The sequence below is a fragment of the Acidovorax sp. FG60 genome (genome assembly GCF_057808995.1).
In genome coordinates, this window is record NZ_JBMDJC010000010.1 from 101284 (window position 1) to 118461 (window position 17178).

Annotated in this window: 15 protein-coding genes; 10 read left to right on the forward strand and 5 right to left on the reverse strand. The window is 66.8% G+C overall.

Translation table 11 applies throughout. From position 1 onward, the window contains the following. Positions 1-14 precede the first annotated feature (14 nt). A complete protein-coding gene (locus tag ACODS0_RS16390; RefSeq protein WP_488836022.1) occupies positions 15-872 on the reverse strand; it encodes a DUF6597 domain-containing transcriptional factor in 858 nt (285 codons plus the stop codon). 110 nt (positions 873-982) lie between these two features. Between ACODS0_RS16390 and ACODS0_RS16395 the strand changes: the two genes are divergently transcribed. Beyond that, a complete protein-coding gene (locus ACODS0_RS16395; protein ID WP_488836103.1) occupies positions 983-1981 on the forward strand; it encodes a class I SAM-dependent methyltransferase in 999 nt (332 codons plus the stop codon). Here the strand turns inward: ACODS0_RS16395 and msrA are convergent. After that, the gene (gene msrA / locus ACODS0_RS16400; protein ID WP_488836023.1) at positions 1944-2483 is read right to left on the reverse strand and encodes a peptide-methionine (S)-S-oxide reductase MsrA; all 540 of its coding nucleotides are present in this window, start codon (positions 2481-2483) and stop codon (positions 1944-1946) included. The genes ACODS0_RS16395 and msrA overlap by 38 nt on opposite strands. A 95-nt stretch (positions 2484-2578) precedes the next feature. Here msrA and ACODS0_RS16405 point away from each other — a divergent pair, with 95 nt between their 5' ends. From ACODS0_RS16405 to ACODS0_RS16430, 6 genes are read left to right on the forward strand one after another with little or no spacing between them, the layout of a single operon-like run. Continuing rightward, positions 2579-3301, forward strand: coding sequence for a TetR/AcrR family transcriptional regulator (locus ACODS0_RS16405; RefSeq protein ID WP_121420158.1), 723 nt, complete (start codon positions 2579-2581; stop codon positions 3299-3301). Positions 3302-3303: 2 nt separating this feature from the next. Next, positions 3304-4491, forward strand: a complete 1188-nt coding sequence (locus ACODS0_RS16410; protein ID WP_121420157.1) for an efflux RND transporter periplasmic adaptor subunit — start codon at positions 3304-3306, stop codon at positions 4489-4491. A 24-nt stretch (positions 4492-4515) separates the two neighbouring features. Next, positions 4516-7698, forward strand: a complete 3183-nt coding sequence (locus ACODS0_RS16415) for an efflux RND transporter permease subunit (protein ID WP_488836024.1) — start codon at positions 4516-4518, stop codon at positions 7696-7698. Between the two features lie 41 nt (positions 7699-7739). Further along, complete coding sequence (locus ACODS0_RS16420) at positions 7740-8453, forward strand: protein-L-isoaspartate O-methyltransferase family protein (protein WP_488836025.1); 714 nt, start codon at positions 7740-7742, stop codon at positions 8451-8453. A 31-nt stretch (positions 8454-8484) separates the two neighbouring features. After that, positions 8485-8826 carry a rhodanese-like domain-containing protein gene (locus tag ACODS0_RS16425; protein ID WP_121420154.1) on the forward strand — a complete coding sequence of 114 codons (342 nt, stop codon included), beginning with the start codon at positions 8485-8487 and terminating at the stop codon, positions 8824-8826. Positions 8827-8882: 56 nt separating this feature from the next. Continuing rightward, complete coding sequence (locus ACODS0_RS16430; RefSeq protein ID WP_218301077.1) at positions 8883-10220, forward strand: TolC family outer membrane protein; 1338 nt, start codon at positions 8883-8885, stop codon at positions 10218-10220. 27 nt (positions 10221-10247) lie between these two features. Here the strand turns inward: ACODS0_RS16430 and ACODS0_RS16435 are convergent, their stop codons facing one another. From ACODS0_RS16435 to ACODS0_RS16445, 3 genes are all read right to left on the reverse strand, one after another. Continuing rightward, positions 10248-11588, reverse strand: coding sequence for a 3-deoxy-D-manno-octulosonic acid transferase (locus ACODS0_RS16435; protein WP_488836026.1), 1341 nt, complete (start codon positions 11586-11588; stop codon positions 10248-10250). Between the two features lie 20 nt (positions 11589-11608). Then, on the reverse strand, positions 11609-12385 hold the full coding sequence (locus ACODS0_RS16440; protein WP_218301075.1) for a carbon-nitrogen hydrolase family protein: 777 nt from the start codon (positions 12383-12385) through the stop codon (positions 11609-11611). A gap of 73 nt (positions 12386-12458) precedes the next feature. Further along, on the reverse strand, positions 12459-13847 hold the full coding sequence (locus ACODS0_RS16445) for a phosphomannomutase/phosphoglucomutase (RefSeq protein WP_488836027.1): 1389 nt from the start codon (positions 13845-13847) through the stop codon (positions 12459-12461). Positions 13848-14004: 157 nt separating this feature from the next. On the opposite strand from ACODS0_RS16445, the gene ACODS0_RS16450 reads away from it, so the two are divergent. The 3 genes from ACODS0_RS16450 to ACODS0_RS16460 all read left to right on the forward strand — a co-directional run bounded on the left by ACODS0_RS16450 (position 14005) and on the right by ACODS0_RS16460 (position 17125). Continuing rightward, the gene (locus ACODS0_RS16450) at positions 14005-15588 is read left to right on the forward strand and encodes a DNA-3-methyladenine glycosylase 2 family protein (RefSeq protein ID WP_488836028.1); all 1584 of its coding nucleotides are present in this window, start codon (positions 14005-14007) and stop codon (positions 15586-15588) included. Between the two features lie 65 nt (positions 15589-15653). Continuing rightward, positions 15654-16202 carry a methylated-DNA--[protein]-cysteine S-methyltransferase gene (locus ACODS0_RS16455; protein WP_488836029.1) on the forward strand — a complete coding sequence of 183 codons (549 nt, stop codon included), beginning with the start codon at positions 15654-15656 and terminating at the stop codon, positions 16200-16202. Continuing rightward, a complete protein-coding gene (locus ACODS0_RS16460; RefSeq protein WP_055401926.1) occupies positions 16199-17125 on the forward strand; it encodes a DMT family transporter in 927 nt (308 codons plus the stop codon). The genes ACODS0_RS16455 and ACODS0_RS16460 overlap by 4 nt, the downstream gene beginning before the upstream one ends. The last annotated feature ends 53 nt before the right edge of the window (positions 17126-17178 follow it).

A 17178-nucleotide genomic window follows, 5' to 3' on the forward strand; every position in this document is an offset into this window, starting at 1 on the left:
CCAAATCACCATGGCTATGACCAGATCCGATAGAACCAGTAGCTGTCGTCATGGGCTTCCACACGCCTTGCCAGTTCGCTGGGGCTTGCGCCGGTGACCCGCCGGGCCTCGCGGCACAGATGGGACTGGTCTGCGTAGCCCGCACTCAGGGCCACGTCCTGCCAGCGCGGCGGGTGCCCGGATCGATCGCCTTCCTGCCGTGCGTGCAGCAAGGCATCTTCGGCACGCGACAACCACCCCAGGCGGCGCAGCGACTGGCCCGCCCAGACATGCGCCAGGCGCTCCAGGCTGCGCACGCTCTCGCCCAGCCCGGCACGCAGGGCGTGGGCGCGCAGATCTCGCATCCAGCGCACCGCCGCCGCCCCCGGTGACGGGGACGCAGGGAGCAGAAGATCATGCTGCTTCACGAACGTTTCGAGCAACTCCATGCGCTGCACGTCATCGGTCGCCGACCGCACGGTTGCGCACAGCTCCTGCCAGGCGGCAGGCAACACCTGCTCAGCAGGCACCAGGCCGTCGACAAGAGAGCTCATGTCCAGGCCGGTCATGCGATGGAATGCCTGCGGATGAAACACGACCCCAAACGTGCGTACAGGCCCAGGGTTGCGCGTGACCAGTGGCCGGGACTGTGGGCCCAGCAGCAGGGTTGCCGGCAATTGGCGCAGCCCGCGCATATCGTCGCCCAGTTGTTCCGACGTGCCTTCCAGATACCAGGCGATGCCGCAATAAACAGAGGCGGGGTAGCGATTGGTCCGCCCCGCCGTGCCCGCATCGGCGGTGGTGTCTTTCATGATGTAGGCACGGATGCTGCCGGCGCACGACAGCGGCGGCAGTGCCACGGAAGCGTAGGGAAGCGAGATCCTGGCGCGCATGGCGGCCGATGGTAAACAGATTTCGGCGGCTCGGCCATGGCGAAAACGTTCAAGACGTAGGCAAGGCCAGATTGGAGAATCCGCCCACCATGACAGCCACCCGCATCACCATGCACTCTCCTGCCATCTCCGCACCACAGCCTCTCTTAGCCTCAGCACAGCCCAGCCACACCGCGTGGCTGTGCGGCATCTCCCGGGCCCGCCATCAGTTGCTGGATGCAGGGGCGGTGTTCAAGGATGAATTGGCGCTGGACATCCTGGGGCCGGAAGAGGCTAAGCGTGTCATTGAGGAAGTGGAGAGTGACGGTCCGCGTGGGCGCAGGCGTGAAAACGGAAGCATTTCGCAGGCCATGCGTGGCGGGTTAGCTGCGCGCAGCCGCATCGCCGAAGACACGCTGACTGACGCCGTCGCTGCCGGCGCCACCCAATACGTGTTGCTGGGTGCCGGCCTTGACACCTTCGCATTGCGCAATCGATGGCCGCGAGGACTGGAGCGCGTTTTCGAAGTGGACCACCCCGCCACCCAGGTATGGAAGCGCCAGTTGGTGGAGCGCGCCGGGCTCAAGATGCCTGCGGCCGCAAGCTATGTCCCCGTGGATTTCGAGCAGCAGGATTTTGTGGAGCAGTTGATTACCCATGGCTGGCAGCCCGGCCATCGCACGGTGTTTTCATGGCTGGGCGTGACGATGTACCTGGCACCCGCGGCGGTGGAGACAACCCTGGCACGGATTGGCGCAATGGCTGCGCCGGGAAGCATGGTCGTATTTGACTATCTGCGACGCCCTGCGGCCCTTGATGTGCCCAGGCGCCTGGGGTTGCGGCTCATGGCGCGACGGTTTCGCCGCATGGGAGAACCCTGGCGCTGTTTTATCGGAGACCAGGAACTGCAATTGCTGCTGTTGCAGCACGGCTTCGAAAAGCATGAATTCATTTCCCCGCGAATCCTGATGCAAACCCTGCTGGCCCCCCACACCCCCAGCCCACTGCAACGTGCGCTCGGCGGCATCATGGGCGGGGTGGTGCGCGTGCGGGTCAGCCAACGCAGCCCGAAAGCCGCTGCGGCTGTCGGGCTCAATTTCCCTTCAGGTACTTCGCAAATGTCTTCCTGAACTTGTCCACCTTCGGCCCCACCACAAACGCGCAGTACCCCGCGTTCGGGTTGTTCGCAAAGTAGTCCTGGTGATACGCCTCTGCCGTGCTGTAGTTGTTCAACGGCTTCACCTCGGTGGTGATCGGCGCACCAAACAGCTTGTCTTGCGACATCTGGCGAATCATGTCGTTGGCAATGTCACCGTGCGCAGGGTCTTCGTAATAGATGCCGCTGCGGTACTGGGTGCCCACGTCGTTGCCCTGGCGGTTGAGGGTGGTCGGGTCGTGGGTATGGAAGAAGATTTCCAACACCTCTTGCAGGCTGATCTCGTCGGCGTCAAACGTCAGGCGCACCACCTCGGCGTGGCCGGTGTCGCCCCGGCAGATTTGTTCGTAGCTGGGGTTCAGCGTGTGGCCGTTGGTGTAGCCGCTTTCCACGTCGGTGACGCCGCGCACGCGGTCGAAGACCGCCTCCGTGCACCAGAAACAGCCGCCGCCCAGGGTGATGGTTTGCAAAGTCATGGTGGTCCTTGGGTTCAAACTTGACCATTATGAATTGACGCCCTATCCCGTGCTTGCTACATTACTAACCGGTCAGTCATTAACGAAGCCCTTCCTTGCCTTCCACCTCCCTTCCCCCCACCGCCTCCGTCGGCACCAAACGCGAGCGCCGCAAGGAAGCCCGCCCGGGTGAGTTGCTGGAGGCCGCGCTGGACCTGTTTGTCGAAAAAGGGTTTGCCGCGACACGGGTGGATGAAGTGGCGGCCCGTGCAGGCGTCTCCAAGGGCACGCTGTTTTTGTATTTCCCCAGCAAGGAAGAGCTTTTCAAGGCGGTGGTGCGCCAGAACATCGCGGGCCGTTTTGAAGAGTGGCGGGATGAGCTGGATTCCTTTGTCGGCACCACCAGCGATCTGCTGCGGTACTGCTACCAGGTGTGGTGGGAGCGCATAGGCGCCACCAAAGCCTCGGGTATTACCAAGCTGATGTTCAGCGAGGCCCAGAATTTCCCGGAGATCACCGAGTTCTACCAGCAGGAGGTGATTCTGCCGGGGCAGGCGCTGATCCGCCGCATCGTCGAACGCGGCATCGAGCGCGGCGAATTCCGCCCCGTGCCACTGGACTACATCGTGCATGTGGTTCTGGCGCCCATGATCTTCCTCATGATGTGGAAGCACTCGGTGGGGGCCTGCATTCCAGACTCGCTGGGCCTGCGGCCTGAGTTGTACATCGATGCCCAGATCGACAATGTGCTGAACGGGCTGCTGGTGCGGCCCGACCCTTCTTCTCCCGTGCCCTCCCCCTCTCACACTTTTTCTGCGCCGCCCTCACGCGGCTCCTGACCATGAAACGCTGGATTCCCTGGATGGTGGCAGCCGTCGTTGTTGTCTTGCTCGGCGGCGGCGTGTGGCGGGCCATGGCGGCGCGGCAGGCGCAGCAAAAGGCATTGGCCGAAACCACGGCCCAGCGCGCCCAGGCGCCGCTGCAACTGGCAGCCCAAGAGGTGTTGCCGGTGCGGCGGCAGAACCTGGCGCTTGGCGTGCCCGTATCGGGCGCCTTGCGGGCGGTGGACTCGGCCATGGTCAAGGCGCGCGTGGGCGGTGAGTTGCAGGGGCTGACGGTGCGCGAAGGCGACAGCGTGAAGGCCGGGCAGGAAGTGGCCCGCATCGACCCCACCGAAGCCCGCGCCCGCCTGCGCCAGGCGCAGCAGCAGGCCGATGCCGCCAAAGCCCAGGTGGATATCAACCAGCGCCAGTACACCAACAACCGCGCGCTGGTGGACCAGGGATTCATCTCGGCCACGGCGCTGGTTACCTCGCAAGCCAGCCTCGAATCTGCGCAGTCCAACCACCAGGCCGCAATGGCCGCCGCTGACGTGGCCCGCAAGGCGCTGGAGGACACCGTGCTCAAGAGCCCCATCAGCGGGCTGGTCGCGCAGCGCCTGGCCCAGCCGGGCGAGCGCGTGGCGGTGGACGCCCGCATCATCGAGGTGGTGGACCTGTCGCGGCTCGAGCTAGAAGCGCTGCTCAACCCGGCGGATTCCGTGGCGGTGCAGGTGGGCCAGAAGGCGCAGCTCACCATCGAGGGCATTCCCGCCCCGGTGCCTGCCACCGTGGTGCGCATCAACCCCAGCGCCCAGGCAGGCAGCCGCACGGTGCCCGTCTACCTGCGGGTTGAGCAAGCCCCCGGCGCCACGCCGCTGCGGCAAGGCCTGTTTGTGCAGGGAACGCTCGATACTGGGCGGGCCGATGTGCTGGCCGTGCCGCTGGACGCCGTGCGCACCGACAAGCCCGCCCCCTACCTCCAAACCTTGAAAGATGGCCGCGTGGTCTATGCACCCGTCAAGACCGGCACCCGCGCGGTGGTGGGCGGCCAGACCCTGGTGGCGGTCGAAGGTGTGCCCGAAGGCACGGTGGTGATTGCGGGCCGGATTGGCCTGCTGCGCGAGGGCACGGCCGTGGCGGTGGCTGCATCAGCTGCGACAGCCGCTGCTGCACCTGCATTGGCAGCGGCATCCCGCGCTGCTCCCTGATCACCCTGACTACCCCGACCCGCCATGTGGTTCACCAAAGTCAGCCTTAAAAACCCCGTGTTCGCCACGATGGTGATGCTTGCCATCGTCGTGCTGGGCCTGTTCTCCTACCAGCGCCTGAAGGTTGACCAGTTCCCCAACATCGACTTTCCGGTGGTGGTGGTCACCGTGGACTACCCCGGTGCGTCGCCGGAAATCGTCGAGAGCGAAGTCACCAAGAAGATCGAGGAAGGCGTCAACTCGATTGCAGGCATCAACGCCCTGACCTCGCGCAGCTACGAAGGCACGGCCGTTGTCATCATCGAGTTTCAGCTCCACATCGACGGCCGCAAGGCCGCCGAGGACGTGCGCGAAAAGGTGGCCACTGTGCGCCCCCTGCTGCGCACCGAGGTCAAGGAACCCCGCGTGCTGCGCTTTGACCCGGCCAGTCGCGCCGTGTGGTCGCTCGCGGTGCTGCCGGACGAAAAATCCGGTCGCAGCGCTGTCGAGCTGACCACCTGGGCCGAGCAGATTCTGAAGAAACGCCTGGAGAACGTGCGCGGCGTGGGCGCCGTGAACCTGGTGGGCGCCACCAAGCGCGAGATCAACATCTACCTGAACCCGCAGGCGCTCGAAGCGTTTGGCGTGACCCCCGACCAGGTGGCGCAGGCCGTGCGCAACGAGAACCAGGACCTGCCCGTGGGCTCCATCCGGTCCCTCGCGCAGGAGCGCGTGGTGCAGATCGACGCTCGCATGGAACGCCCCGAAGACTTCGGCAAGATCATCGTCGCCCGCAAGAACGGAGCGCCGGTCCGGCTTGACCAGGTGGCCCGCGTCAACGACGGCGCGCAGGAGGTGGAAAGCCTGGCCCTGTACAACGGCCAGCGCACGTTGCTGCTGTCGGTGCAGAAGTCGCAGGGCGAAAACACCATCGAGGTGGTGGACGGCCTGAACGCCGCTGTGGTGGAGCTGAAGAACCAGCTGCCCGCCGGCGTGCGGCTGGAGACCATTGGCGACAGCGCCCGCCCGATCCGCGTGGCGGTGAACAACGTGCGCCAGACATTGATCGAGGGCGCCATCCTCACGGTGCTCATCGTGTTCCTGTTCCTGAATTCCTGGCGCTCCACCGTGATCACCGGGCTGACGCTGCCCATTGCGCTGATCGGCACGTTCTTGTTCATGAACATGTTCGGCTTCACCATCAACATGATCACGCTGATGGCGCTGAGCCTGTGCGTGGGCCTGTTGATCGACGATGCCATCGTGGTGCGCGAGAACATCGTGCGCCACGTGCAGATGGGCAAAGGCGCCTACGCAGCCGCCATGGACGGCACGCAGGAGATTGGCCTGGCGGTGCTGGCCACCACGCTGTCCATCGTGGCGGTGTTCATGCCCATTGGCTTCATGGGCGGCATCATCGGCAAGTTTTTCCACGAGTTCGGCATCACCATCGTGGCGGCGGTGATGATCTCGATGTTTGTGAGCTTCACGCTTGACCCCATGCTGTCGAGCATCTGGCACGACCCGAGCATCCATGCCCACGGCCAGAAGATCGAGCCCGTCACCTTCTACGACAAGACCATTGGCCGCGTCACAGGCTGGTTCGACCGTGCCACCGATGCATTGGCCGAGGGCTACCAGCGCATCCTGCGGTGGTCGCTGGTGCACAAGCTGACCACCATGGCGATTGCGCTGGCCATCTTTGTGCTGAGCATCTTCATGGTGCCGCTGCTGGGCACCGAGTTCGTGCCCAAGGCCGACTTCTCCGAAACCTCGCTCAATTTCTACACCCCCGTGGGTTCGTCGCTGGAGGCCACCGAGGCCAAGGCACAACAGGTGGAGGGCATCCTGCGCGAGATGCCGGAGGTGCGCTACACACTGGCCACCATCAACACCGGCAGCGCCCAGGGCAAGATCTACGCCAACATCTACGTGCGCCTGGTGGACCGCAAGGACCGCAGCCGCAGCGTGGACCAGATGTCCGACGTGCTGCGGGAACGCCTCAAGACCGTGCCCGGCATCACCATCACCCACGTGGGCCTGCTGGACGCCGTGGGTGGCAACAAGCAGGTGGAGTTCTCGCTGCAAGGCCCCGACCTGCAGGAGCTGGAGCGCCTGACCAAGGTGGTCACCGAAAAAATTCGCGACATTCCCGGGCTGGTGGACCTGGACACCAGCGCCAAGCCCAACAAGCCGGTGATCGCCCTGGAGGTCAAGCGCGACGTGGCGTCGGACCTGGGCCTGTCGGTGGCGCCCATGGCAGCATCGCTGCGCACCCTGGTGGCAGGCACCACGGTGGGCAACTGGCGTGCCCCCGATGACCAGACCTACGATGTGAACGTGCGCCTGGCCCCCGAAGCCCGCACCCAGCCCGCCGACCTGGAGCGCCTGCCCTTTGCCCTGGCGGCCACCGACGGCACTACGCGCATCGTGCGCCTGAACCAGGTAGCCAGCGTGACCGAATCCACCGGCGCCAACCAGATCAACCGCCGCGACCTGACCCGCGAAGTGGCGGTGAACGCCAACGTGGCAAAGCGCTCGGCCGGTGAAGTGTCGAACGACATCAAGAAGGCGCTGGAGGAAGTGAGCTTCCCGCCCGGCTATCGCTACCAGTTCAGCGGCTCCACCAAGAACATGGCCGAGTCCTTTGGCTATGCCATTTCGGCGCTGGCCATGGCCATCATCTTCATCTACATGATCCTGGCGAGCCAGTTCAAGAGCTTCTTGCAGCCGCTGGCGCTCATGACCTCGCTGCCGCTTACGCTGATTGGCGTGGTGCTGGCGCTGCTGATGTTTCGCTCCACGCTGTCGATGTTCTCCATCATTGGCGTGGTGATGCTGATGGGGCTGGTCACCAAGAACGCCATCTTGCTGGTGGACTTTGCGATCCGTGCCCGCGAGGAGCACGTGAACGACCAGGGCCAGACCGTGCCCGGCCTACCCCGTGCCGACGCCTTGCTGCTGGCTGCCCGGGTGCGGCTGCGCCCCATCCTGATGACCACTCTGGCCATGATCTTCGGCATGGTGCCACTGGCGTTCGCGTTGTCCGAAGGGTCGGAGCAGCGCGCGCCCATGGGTCAGGCTGTGATTGGCGGGGTCATTACCTCTTCCCTCTTGACCCTGGTGGTGGTGCCGGTGGTGTATTGCTACATGGACGACTTGGCCCAGTGGGCCCTTCGCAAGATGGGGTGCGCTCCGGCAGCGCCTAAAATCGAAGGTTTGTCCTGATCGTCCCGATCGGCCTTGCATCTGCCCCACGGAGAAATCCCATGAACCTGCCCCTGAACACGTCCGCCAACATCAGCGACCCTATTGCCCAGGCCCGCTACAACATGATCGAGCAGCAGATCCGCCCCTGGAATGTGCTCGACGCTGACGTGCTCGACCTGCTGGCGGTGGTCCGCCGTGAAGACTTTGTTCCCCCGGCCTACCGCAGCCTGGCCTTCATGGACATCGAAGTGCCCCTGCTGGGTAACGACGCCGAAGAGGCCGTGCGCCTGGGCCACAGCATGCTGCAGCCGCGCGTCGAGGCACGCATCCTGCAAGACCTGCGCATTTTGCCGACCGACCGCGTGCTCGAAATCGGTGCAGGTTCGGGCTACATGGCCGCCCTGCTGGCCGCCCGCGCCGAGCGTGTGGTGTCGCTCGAAATCAACCCCGAACTCGCCGAAATGGCCCGTGAGAACCTGCGCGACGCGGGTGTTCAAAACGCCGATGTGCGCCTGGGCGACGGCGCCCGCGACGCCATTCCCGACGGCCCGTTCGACGTGATCGTACTCAGCGGCTCGGTGGCCGAAGTGCCCACCTCCCTGCTTGCGCTGCTGCGTGACGGCGGCCGCCTGGGCGCCATCGTGGGCGGCGAGCCCGTGATGCGTTTCACCCTGACCCGCCGCACCGGCGACCGTTTCGAAACCACCTCGCCTTGGGACACCATCGCCCCGCGCCTGGTGAACTTCCCGGAACCTTCCGGCTTTACGTTCTGACCCTGTTGTTCGGCTTTCTTCGGAGTTCTGCATGATCGATCACGTCCGCCCCGCCCAGCTGTCTGCCTGGTTTGCCGCCGCACCCGAAGGCAGCCAGCCCCTGGTGCTGGACGTGCGCGAACCCTGGGAGCTGCAGACCGCCAGCGTACGCGCCGATGGGTTTGAACTGGTGGCCATCCCCATGGGCGAATTGCCCGGGCGACTGGCCGAGCTGGACCCCGCCCGCCCCATTGCGTGCCTGTGCCACCACGGCGCACGCAGCCTGCGGGTGGCATCGTTCCTGCAACACAACGGGTTTGAACAGTTGGCCAATATCACCGGTGGCATTGATGCCTGGTCGCACGAAAACGACCCCACCGTGCCCCGCTATTGATCACGCCCCTGGCACCCGCTCTCCCATCGAACCGCAGACTCTTCCGAAGGACCCCCATGACTCCGCACCGGCCCCTCTCCCTGTCACTTCTGTCCCTGGCGCTCGGCGCGGCGCTGAGCGCCCCGGCGCATGCCCAGAGCCTGCTGGAGCTGGTGGAATCGGCACGCACCTATGACACGACCTGGCAGTCGGCCCGAGCCCAGCTCGACGCAGCATCCCGCCGCGCCGACCAGGCCCGCGCCGGCCTGCTGCCCAGCGCCGCGCTCACGGCCGGGCTCAGCCGCGCCAATGTGGAACTGAGCCGCCCGCCTGTGGAGAACACCGGCACCACGCAGACGGTGGGCGTGCAGGCCTCGCAACCGCTGTACCGGCCCGCCAACCGCATCACGCTGGAGCAAGGCCAGCGCGGCATTGACGTGGCCCAGGCGCAGCTGGACGCCGCCACGCAAGACCTGCTGGTGCGCGTGAGCCAGGCCTACTTTGACGTGCTGGCCGCGCAGGACACCCTGGCCTTCGTGCAGGCGCAAAAAGCCGCCGTGTCGGAGCAACTGGCCTCCGCCAAGCGCAACTTCGAGGTGGGCACCACCACCGTCACCGATTCGCGCGAGGCCCAGGCCCGCTACGACCTGGTGGTGGCCCAGGAAATCGCGGCCGAAAACGACCTGCGCGTGAAACGCCTGGCACTGGACCAGCTGGTGGGCATCACCGGCACCAAGCCCCAGCCGCTGGCGCTGCCCGTGCAACTCCCCACGGTGCAGCCCGACAACGTGACCACCTGGGTGGACACTGCACGCGACCAGCAGCCCGGCGTGCGCCAGGCCGCCATCGCGCTGGACATTGCCCGCCTTGAAACCAAAAAGGCCGAAACCGGCCACCTGCCCACCCTGGACCTGCAGGTGGGCTACAACGTCACGCGCAATCCGAATGGCACCATCACGGCGCCCGGCGTGAACAACCGCACCAACAGCGCCAGCGTGGGCGTGGCCTTCAATCTGCCGCTGTTTGCCGGATTTGCGGTGCAAAACCGCGTGAAGGAAACCCTGGCGCTGGAAGAAAAGGCCAGCGCCGACCTGGAGACCACGCGCCGCAACGTGGCCCAGGCCACGCGGGCCGCCTTCTTTGGCGTGCAATCCGGCCAGGGCCAGGTGCAGGCCCTGGAGGCTGCCGAAGCCTCCAGCCAGAGTGCGCTCGATGCCAACAAGCTCGGTTACCAGGTGGGCGTGCGCATCAACATCGACGTGCTCAATGCCCAAAGCCAGCTCTTCCAGACCAAGCGCGACCTGGCCCAGGCCCGCTACAACGTGCTGCTCGGCACGCTGAAATTGCGCCAGGCGGCGGGCACGCTGACGCAGCAGGACATCGAGGCGATCAACGCCTTGCTCATCAAGCCCTGACGGGGTTGGCGGACGGGCCGCGCGGAGCTACCCGGCGGCTTGCAGCACGGCCTGCACCGCCTGCGCCGTAGCCCGGGCCGCTCCCCGGTGCGCCGTGGCAAAACGGCTGGCACGTTCGCTGGCCGCAGCCTGTTCCGGGGCATCCGTCGCCAATTGGGCCGCGAGCGCCATGCCTCCGGCCATGTCGGGCACGCGCTGCGCAGCCCCTGCCGCGCAGGCCAGCTCGGCCGCCTCGGCAAAGTTGAAGGTATGCGGCCCCAGCACCACAGGGCAGCCGCAGGCGGCGGCCTCGATCAGGTTCTGGCCGCCCAGGGGGGCAAAACTGCCACCCAGCAAGGCCACATCGGCCAGGCCGTAGTACAGCGCCATTTCGCCCAGTGAATCCCCCAGCCACACTTCGGCCGCCTCGGGTTCTGCCGCCCAGTAGCTGCGGCGCGATACGGTGAGCCCAGCGCGCTGGAGCAGCTGTTGCACCTCGTCAAACCGCTGGGGGTGGCGCGGCACGATGAGCCACTGCACGCTGACCGCTATATTATTGATAGCTTCTTGCGCTTTCCCATCAAGCGCTAGCGCCTGTTTTGGCTTGAAGTTTTCGAGCCACATCGCCTCCTCGCCCTCCCGGCTGCTGGCCAGCAGCACCACGGGGCGCCCGGTGTGGGCGTGCCAGGCCCGACCCTGGGCGATCTGGCGGGCGTCGGGTACCACGTCAAACTTGAGGTTGCCAAACACGCCGCGCACCGGGGTGCCGATGGCCCGCAGGCGGGTGGCGTCGTCTTCGGTCTGGGCCCAGGCAGCGGTCAGCCCCCCATAGGCGGGCCGGGCCAGCGCTGCCAGCCGCTGGGCCTTGCGCAGCGATTGGACGTTGAACCGCGCATTGGCCAGCACCAGCGGCACGCCACGCTGCTGGCAGCCCGCCACCAGGTTGGGCCAGACCTCGGTTTCCATGAGGATGCCGACGGCCGGGCGAAAGGTGCGCAGAAAGCGCGCCACGGCGCCCGGTGTATCCCAGGGCTGCCACACTTGCACGTCGCCGGGCAGCAGAAGCTTTTCGCCCTCGGCCCGCCCGGTGGCCGTGCCGTGGGTGAGCAGCAGGCGCATGCCCGGAAGCTGCTCGCGCAGCTGGGCCAGCAAGATGGCGGCGGCGCGGGTTTCGCCCAGCGACACGGCGTGGACCCAGACAAACTGGCCTATCGGATCAGCGCTGTGGTGCGACACCATGCTGTCCATGGGCACTGGATAGCGGCCAAAACGCTCGCCCACCGCATGGGCATAGCCGGGTTCGGCCACGGCGCGGCGGCGCAGCTTGCGGCGCAGCAGGGGCTGCGCGCACCAGGTCACCAGCGAATACAGGGCGCGGGCAGCGTTCATGCGGGGGATCGATCAGCGGATCAGCCGACCAGCTCCACCACCCCGCCCGTCCAGCCGCTGTCGCCCCGTGCCGCCCACACCAGGCTGGGGCTGTCATCGGGCGCGGCTGCCACGCAGTGGCCACCGGGTGCCCAGAAGGCGCTACGACCCGCGCTCACGTAGCCGCCAGAGGGCCCGCTGTAGTTGGCCACCAGCACTGCCATGTCGTGGTCACGGGCATAGCCTTGCAGCAGAGCCGATTCGGCCCCATAGGCCTTCTCGGAAATCAGCACGCCCGCCGCGTAGAGCGCGGCTCCCGCATTGCTGGCGGCCATTGCGTGTTCGGGATGGGTGATGTCGGCACACACGGCCAGCGCCGTGGGTTCACCGGCCAGCAACAGCACCTGGGCGTCGTCGGTGCCAGCACTGGCGAACCGCTCCTCGCTCGGGTGCAGGTGGCGCTTGCGGTACAGCGCCACACTGCCGTCGGCCCCGAGCACCCAGGCGCCAATGGCGGGCAAGGCGCCCGCCACCACCGGCGCAGCCGGGGCGCCCACCACCAGGGTGATGCCATGTTGCTGAGCAGACTGCCGCAAGGGAGCCAGCGCGGGATGGTCGGCCGACAGCACGTTGGCCGCCAGCAGGTTCGGTTCATACCCCGTGAGCGACAGCTCGGGAAACACCAGCACCAGCACACGTTCGTGCACCGCCGCCCGCACGAAGGCCAGGTGCGTTTGCACGTTGCGCGCCACATCACCCGGCGCCGAGGGCGACTGGGCAGCGGCAACACGCAAGGGGGTGGACAGTGACGGTTTCATGCGGGGCGGTTCAACAACAAATACAGAAAGAGGGGCACAGAAAGAGGGGCGCGGCGGGTTCGACGATACGGCGTCAGTGGCTGGCGGCGCCGACGTGCGCATCGGGCTTGACCCGGTGCAGCAGGGCCAGCATGGCCGCTTCGATGCGGGCCAGGGCCTCGGTGGTGTGGCCCTCAAAGCGAAGCACCAGCACCGGCGTGGTGTTGCTGGCACGGATCAGGCCAAAACCGTCGGGCCAGTCCACGCGCAGGCCATCGATGGTGCTGATCTGCGAGGGCGCGGCAAAGGTCTCTGCAGCCAGGGCCTGCAGCTCGGCCGTGAGGCGGTGGGGTTCGCCCTCGGCGCAGGCCACGTTCAGCTCGGGGGTGGAGAAACTGGTGGGCAGCGCGTTGAGCACGGCGCTCGGGTCGGTGGACTTGCTCAGGATTTCCAGCAGGCGGCAGCCCGCGTAGGTGCCGTCGTCAAAACCATACCAGCGCTCCTTGAAGAAGATGTGGCCGCTCATCTCGCCGCCCAGCGGGGAGTTGGTCTCCTTCATGCGGGCCTTGATGAGCGAGTGGCCGGTCTTGAACATCACCGGCACGCCGCCAGCGGCCGCAATGGCAGGCGCCAGGCGCTGGGTGCACTTCACGTCGAAGATGATTTCGCCGCCGGGCACGCGCGAGAGCACGTCTTGCGCAAACAGCATCATCTGGCGGTCGGGAAAGATGTTGGTGCCGTCCTTGGTCACGATCCCTAAGCGGTCGCCGTCGCCGTCAAACGCCAGGCCCAGCTCGGCGTCGCTGGCCTTCAGGGCCTCGATCAAATCACGCAGGTTCTCGGGCTTGCTCGGGTCGGGGTGGTGGTTGGGGAAGTTGCCATCCACCTCGGAGAACAGCTCGATCACTTCGCAGCCCAGGGCGCGGAAGATGTCCGGTGCCGAGGCGCCCGCGATGCCGTTGCCGCAGTCCACCACGATCTTGATCGGGCGGGCCAGTTTCACATCGCCCACGATGCGTTCGCGGTACGCGGGCAGCACGTCCACATGGCGCACCGAGCCGCCGGGCAGCAGCTGCCAGGTTTCCTGCTCCATGGTGCGGCGAAGCTGCTGGATTTCTTCGCCATAGATGGCGCGGCCGTTCAGCACCATCTTGAAACCGTTGTAGTCCCTGGGGTTGTGGCTGCCGGTGACCTGGATGCCGCTGGCACACAGCGTGCTGGCTGCAAAGTACAGCAGCGGCGTGGTCACCAGGCCCACATCGATCACCTCAATGCCCGCCTCCACCAGCCCCTGGATCAGCGCACCCGAGATGGCCGGGCCCGACAGGCGCCCGTCGCGCCCCACCGCCACGGTGGTCTGCCCCTCGGCGCGGGCTGCCGTGCCAAAGGCCCGGCCCAGGCCGAGCGCAACTTCTTCGTTGAGCGTGGACGGCACAATGCCGCGGATATCGTAGGCTTTGAAAATGGCGGGTGTGGGCTGCACGCAGGGGCCTTTCGCGTAGGGAGTTGGGCTGTTTTCGGAAGTCCGCTGCATTGTAGGCGCGCCCTCCGGGGGTACTGGGGGCAAACCCTCGCGTTGGGCTGAGGCACATGTCCGAAAACGGCCAGTGAAAACACCCCCGGCTCCTATGATCCAGCCCATGAATCCGCCCTCCCCCCCCACCCCACCCGTTGCCCAGGCACCTGACACCGCCTTGGACGAAGGCCGCTACCTGGCGGTGCTGGCGCGGGATGCACGGTTTGACGGGCATTTCTTCACGGCGGTGACCTCCACCGGCATCTATTGCCGCCCCGTGTGCGCCGTGCGCACGCCCCGGCGCGAGAACTGCCGCTTTTTTGTGCTGGCCGCACAGGCCGAGAACGCGGGCTTTCGCCCCTGCTTGCGCTGCCGGCCCGAGCTGGCGCCGCAGGCGCTGGTGTGGTCGGTGCAGGACGCCAGTGGCATCCTGGTGCAGCAGGCCGTGCGCCTGCTGGATGCGCCCGACCTGTGGCCCGCCCCATCCGCACCGGGCGAAGGCAGCTCCACCGTGGCCCGGCTGGCCGAGCGCCTGGGCGTGAGCGACCGGCACCTGCGCCGCATTTTTGAGGCGGCCCTGGGCGTATCGCCGCTGCAGTACCTGCAGACGCGCCGGCTGCTGACCGCCAAACAACTGCTCACCGATACCCCCATGCCCGTTACCCAGGTGGCGCTGGCCAGCGGCTTTGCGAGCGTGCGGCGCTTCAATGCGGCGTTTTCGGGGCACTACGGCCTGAACCCCACACAGCTGCGGCGCAGCGGCACCACCGCAGGGGCGCAACCCACCAGCACCTTGCGCCTGGCCTGGCGCCCGCCGTTTGATGTGCCTGCGCTGCTGGCCTTTTTTGAACGGCGGCAGTTCCACGGTGTGGAATGGGTGCTGCCGGAGGAGACCACGCTGCGGCGCACGGTGCGTCTGCCCGCCTCCTGCACCGGCCTGCCCGGCGAAACCACGGGATGGTTCAGCGCACGCTTTGACGGGGCCCGGCACCAGGTGCTGCTGCAGACCAGCGACAGCCTGTACCCCGTGTTGCCGCTCGTGATCCGCCGCGTGCGCGCCATGCTCGACCTGGACGCCGACCCTGCGGCCATTAACGCCGTGCTGCATCCGCACTTCCCCCAGGGCGACGGCCTGCGCGTGCCCGGTGCGTTCGACGGCTTTGAGCTGGCCGTGCGCGCCGTGCTGGGCCAGCAGATCACCGTGGCCGCTGCGCGCACCCTGGGCCAGCGGCTGGTGGAGCGGCTGGGTGAGCCCATCGAAACGCCCTGGCCCGGGCTGAACCGCCTGTTCCCCACCGCTGCCACGCTGGCAGTGGCCGACGGCGACACCCTGGGCCAGCTGGGCATCGTGCGCCAGCGCCAGGCTGCCATTGTGGCGCTGGCCCGCGCCGTGGATGGCGGCACGCTGGCCTTGCACGCGGGCGCCGACGTGGCCAGCACCACGGCCGCGCTGTGCGCTCTGCCCGGTATTGGCGACTGGACGGCCCAGTACATCGCCATGCGCGTGTTGCGCTGGCCCGATGCGTTTCCGGCCGGGGATGTGGCGCTGCACAAGGCCCTGGGCGTGCAGGGGCACAAGAACCCGGCCCGCGCCGCAGGCGAGGCCTCGCAGGCCTGGCGGCCCTGGCGCAGTTACGCGGTGCTGCGCGCCTGGGCAGCGGGCACCCCGGCGGGTGCCGTGCCACCAGCTCTATCACTATTAAAGTAGGAGCTGCTAGCGCTTATCCATCAAGCGCTGGAGGCCAATTTCATCTAAAAATCGTTCATTCAGTCATGCAATTTCACCCCCACACCGTGCAAATGCGCACCTCCACCGCGCTGGGGCCCGTGCGCCTGGCGGCGTCGCCCGCCGGCTTGGTCGGTGTCTGGTTTGAAGGCCAGCGCCACGAGCCCAGCCAGCGGCTTCATGGCCCCACGGCCTGGGCTGACACGGCAAGCCACCCCGTGCTGGAGGAAGCCGCCCACCAGCTCCAGCAGTACTTCGCCGGGCAACGTGCGGGGTTTGACCTGCCGCTGGACCTTTCGGGTGGCACGCCGTTTCAGCAGGCTGTGTGGCGTGCCTTGCTGGCCATCGGCCGGGGTGCCACCACCAGTTACGGCGCCTTGAGCCGCCAGCTGGGCCGCCCCCTGGCCGTGCGCGCAGTGGGCGCCGCCGTGGGGCGCAACCCGATCAGCGTGGTGGTGCCCTGCCACCGCGTGGTGGGATCGGACGGCAGCCTGACGGGCTATGCCGGTGGCCTTGATCGCAAAGCGGTCTTGCTGACGCTGGAAAATGCGCTGACCTCCACCTCCCCCAACGCTTCCCGCAAAGGACATGCATGAACAGCCCCGGCAACCAGCCCGTTTCCACCTGGATCGGCGAATTCATCTTGCTGGCGGCGCTGTGGGGCGCGTCCTTTCTGTTCATGCGGCTGGGTGCGTCCGACTTCGGCCCTCTGCCCACGGCCGGGCTGCGCGTGGCGCTGGCCACGGTGTTCCTGTGGCCCATCATGCTGCGCCAGGGCCACTGGCCTGCGCTGCGCCAGCACTGGCGGCCCATCCTGTTTGCGGGGGTCATCAATTCGGCCATTCCATTTGCGCTGTTTTCCTGGGCTGTGCTGCACATTGCCACGGGCCTGACCTCCATCCTCAACGCCACCGTGCCGCTGTTTGGCGCGCTGGTGGCCTGGATGTGGCTGGGTGACCGCATCAACCGCCTGCGCTGGGCGGGCCTGGCACTGGGTTTTGTGGGCGTGGCGCTGCTGGCCTGGCGTGCGCCAGCGGGCACCGGGTTCAAGAGTGACAGCGCCGAATGGGCCATTGCCGCCTGCCTGTTGGCTTCGAGCTTCTACGGGCTGTCGGCCAGCTTTGCGCGGCGCTACCTCACGGGCATTCCACCGCTGGCCACCGCTACCGGCAGCCAGCTGGGCGCGGCGCTGGGACTGGCCCTGCCCACGCTGTGGTTCTGGCCTGCGCAGATGCCAGGCCTGCGCGCCTGGGGCGCCATCATTGCCATTGCGGTGCTGTGCACGGGCATTGCCTACATCCTGTACTTTCGCCTCATCGCCAGTGCCGGCCCCAGCCGGGCGCTGGCCGTGACCTTCATCACCCCCGTGTTTGCGGTTTTGTACGGCACGGTCTTCCTGGGCGAACGCATCACGCCCTGGATGGTGGGCTGCGCCGTGGTCATCGTGTGCGGCACATTGTTGTCAACCGGACTTATCAGGACACTCAGGCCCGCCCTGCCCGCCTCAGAACGGCCCTAAACTTGGCCCATGGGGTTTTCTTCGGGCTTTTGCCATCTGACCAAGTCCGTCAA

Bases quoted from the DNA above. Each gene is read 5' to 3' on its own strand.
- ACODS0_RS16415 (WP_488836024.1), top strand. From the start codon at position 4,516: ATGTGGTTCACCAAAGTCAGCCTTAAAAACCCCGTGTTCGCCACGATG.
- ACODS0_RS16430 (WP_218301077.1), top strand. From the start codon at position 8,883: ATGACTCCGCACCGGCCCCTCTCCCTGTCACTTCTGTCCCTGGCGCTC.
- ACODS0_RS16460 (WP_055401926.1), top strand. From the start codon at position 16,199: ATGAACAGCCCCGGCAACCAGCCCGTTTCCACCTGGATCGGCGAATTC.
- msrA (WP_488836023.1), bottom strand. From the start codon at position 2,483: ATGACTTTGCAAACCATCACCCTGGGCGGCGGCTGTTTCTGGTGCACG.
- ACODS0_RS16410 (WP_121420157.1), top strand. From the start codon at position 3,304: ATGAAACGCTGGATTCCCTGGATGGTGGCAGCCGTCGTTGTTGTCTTG.
- ACODS0_RS16440 (WP_218301075.1), bottom strand. From the start codon at position 12,385: ATGAAACCGTCACTGTCCACCCCCTTGCGTGTTGCCGCTGCCCAGTCG.
- ACODS0_RS16455 (WP_488836029.1), top strand. From the start codon at position 15,654: ATGCAATTTCACCCCCACACCGTGCAAATGCGCACCTCCACCGCGCTG.
- ACODS0_RS16390 (WP_488836022.1), bottom strand. From the start codon at position 872: ATGCGCGCCAGGATCTCGCTTCCCTACGCTTCCGTGGCACTGCCGCCG.
- ACODS0_RS16395 (WP_488836103.1), top strand. From the start codon at position 983: ATGCACTCTCCTGCCATCTCCGCACCACAGCCTCTCTTAGCCTCAGCA.
- ACODS0_RS16420 (WP_488836025.1), top strand. From the start codon at position 7,740: ATGAACCTGCCCCTGAACACGTCCGCCAACATCAGCGACCCTATTGCC.
- ACODS0_RS16450 (WP_488836028.1), top strand. From the start codon at position 14,005: ATGAATCCGCCCTCCCCCCCCACCCCACCCGTTGCCCAGGCACCTGAC.
- ACODS0_RS16425 (WP_121420154.1), top strand. From the start codon at position 8,485: ATGATCGATCACGTCCGCCCCGCCCAGCTGTCTGCCTGGTTTGCCGCC.
- ACODS0_RS16435 (WP_488836026.1), bottom strand. From the start codon at position 11,588: ATGAACGCTGCCCGCGCCCTGTATTCGCTGGTGACCTGGTGCGCGCAG.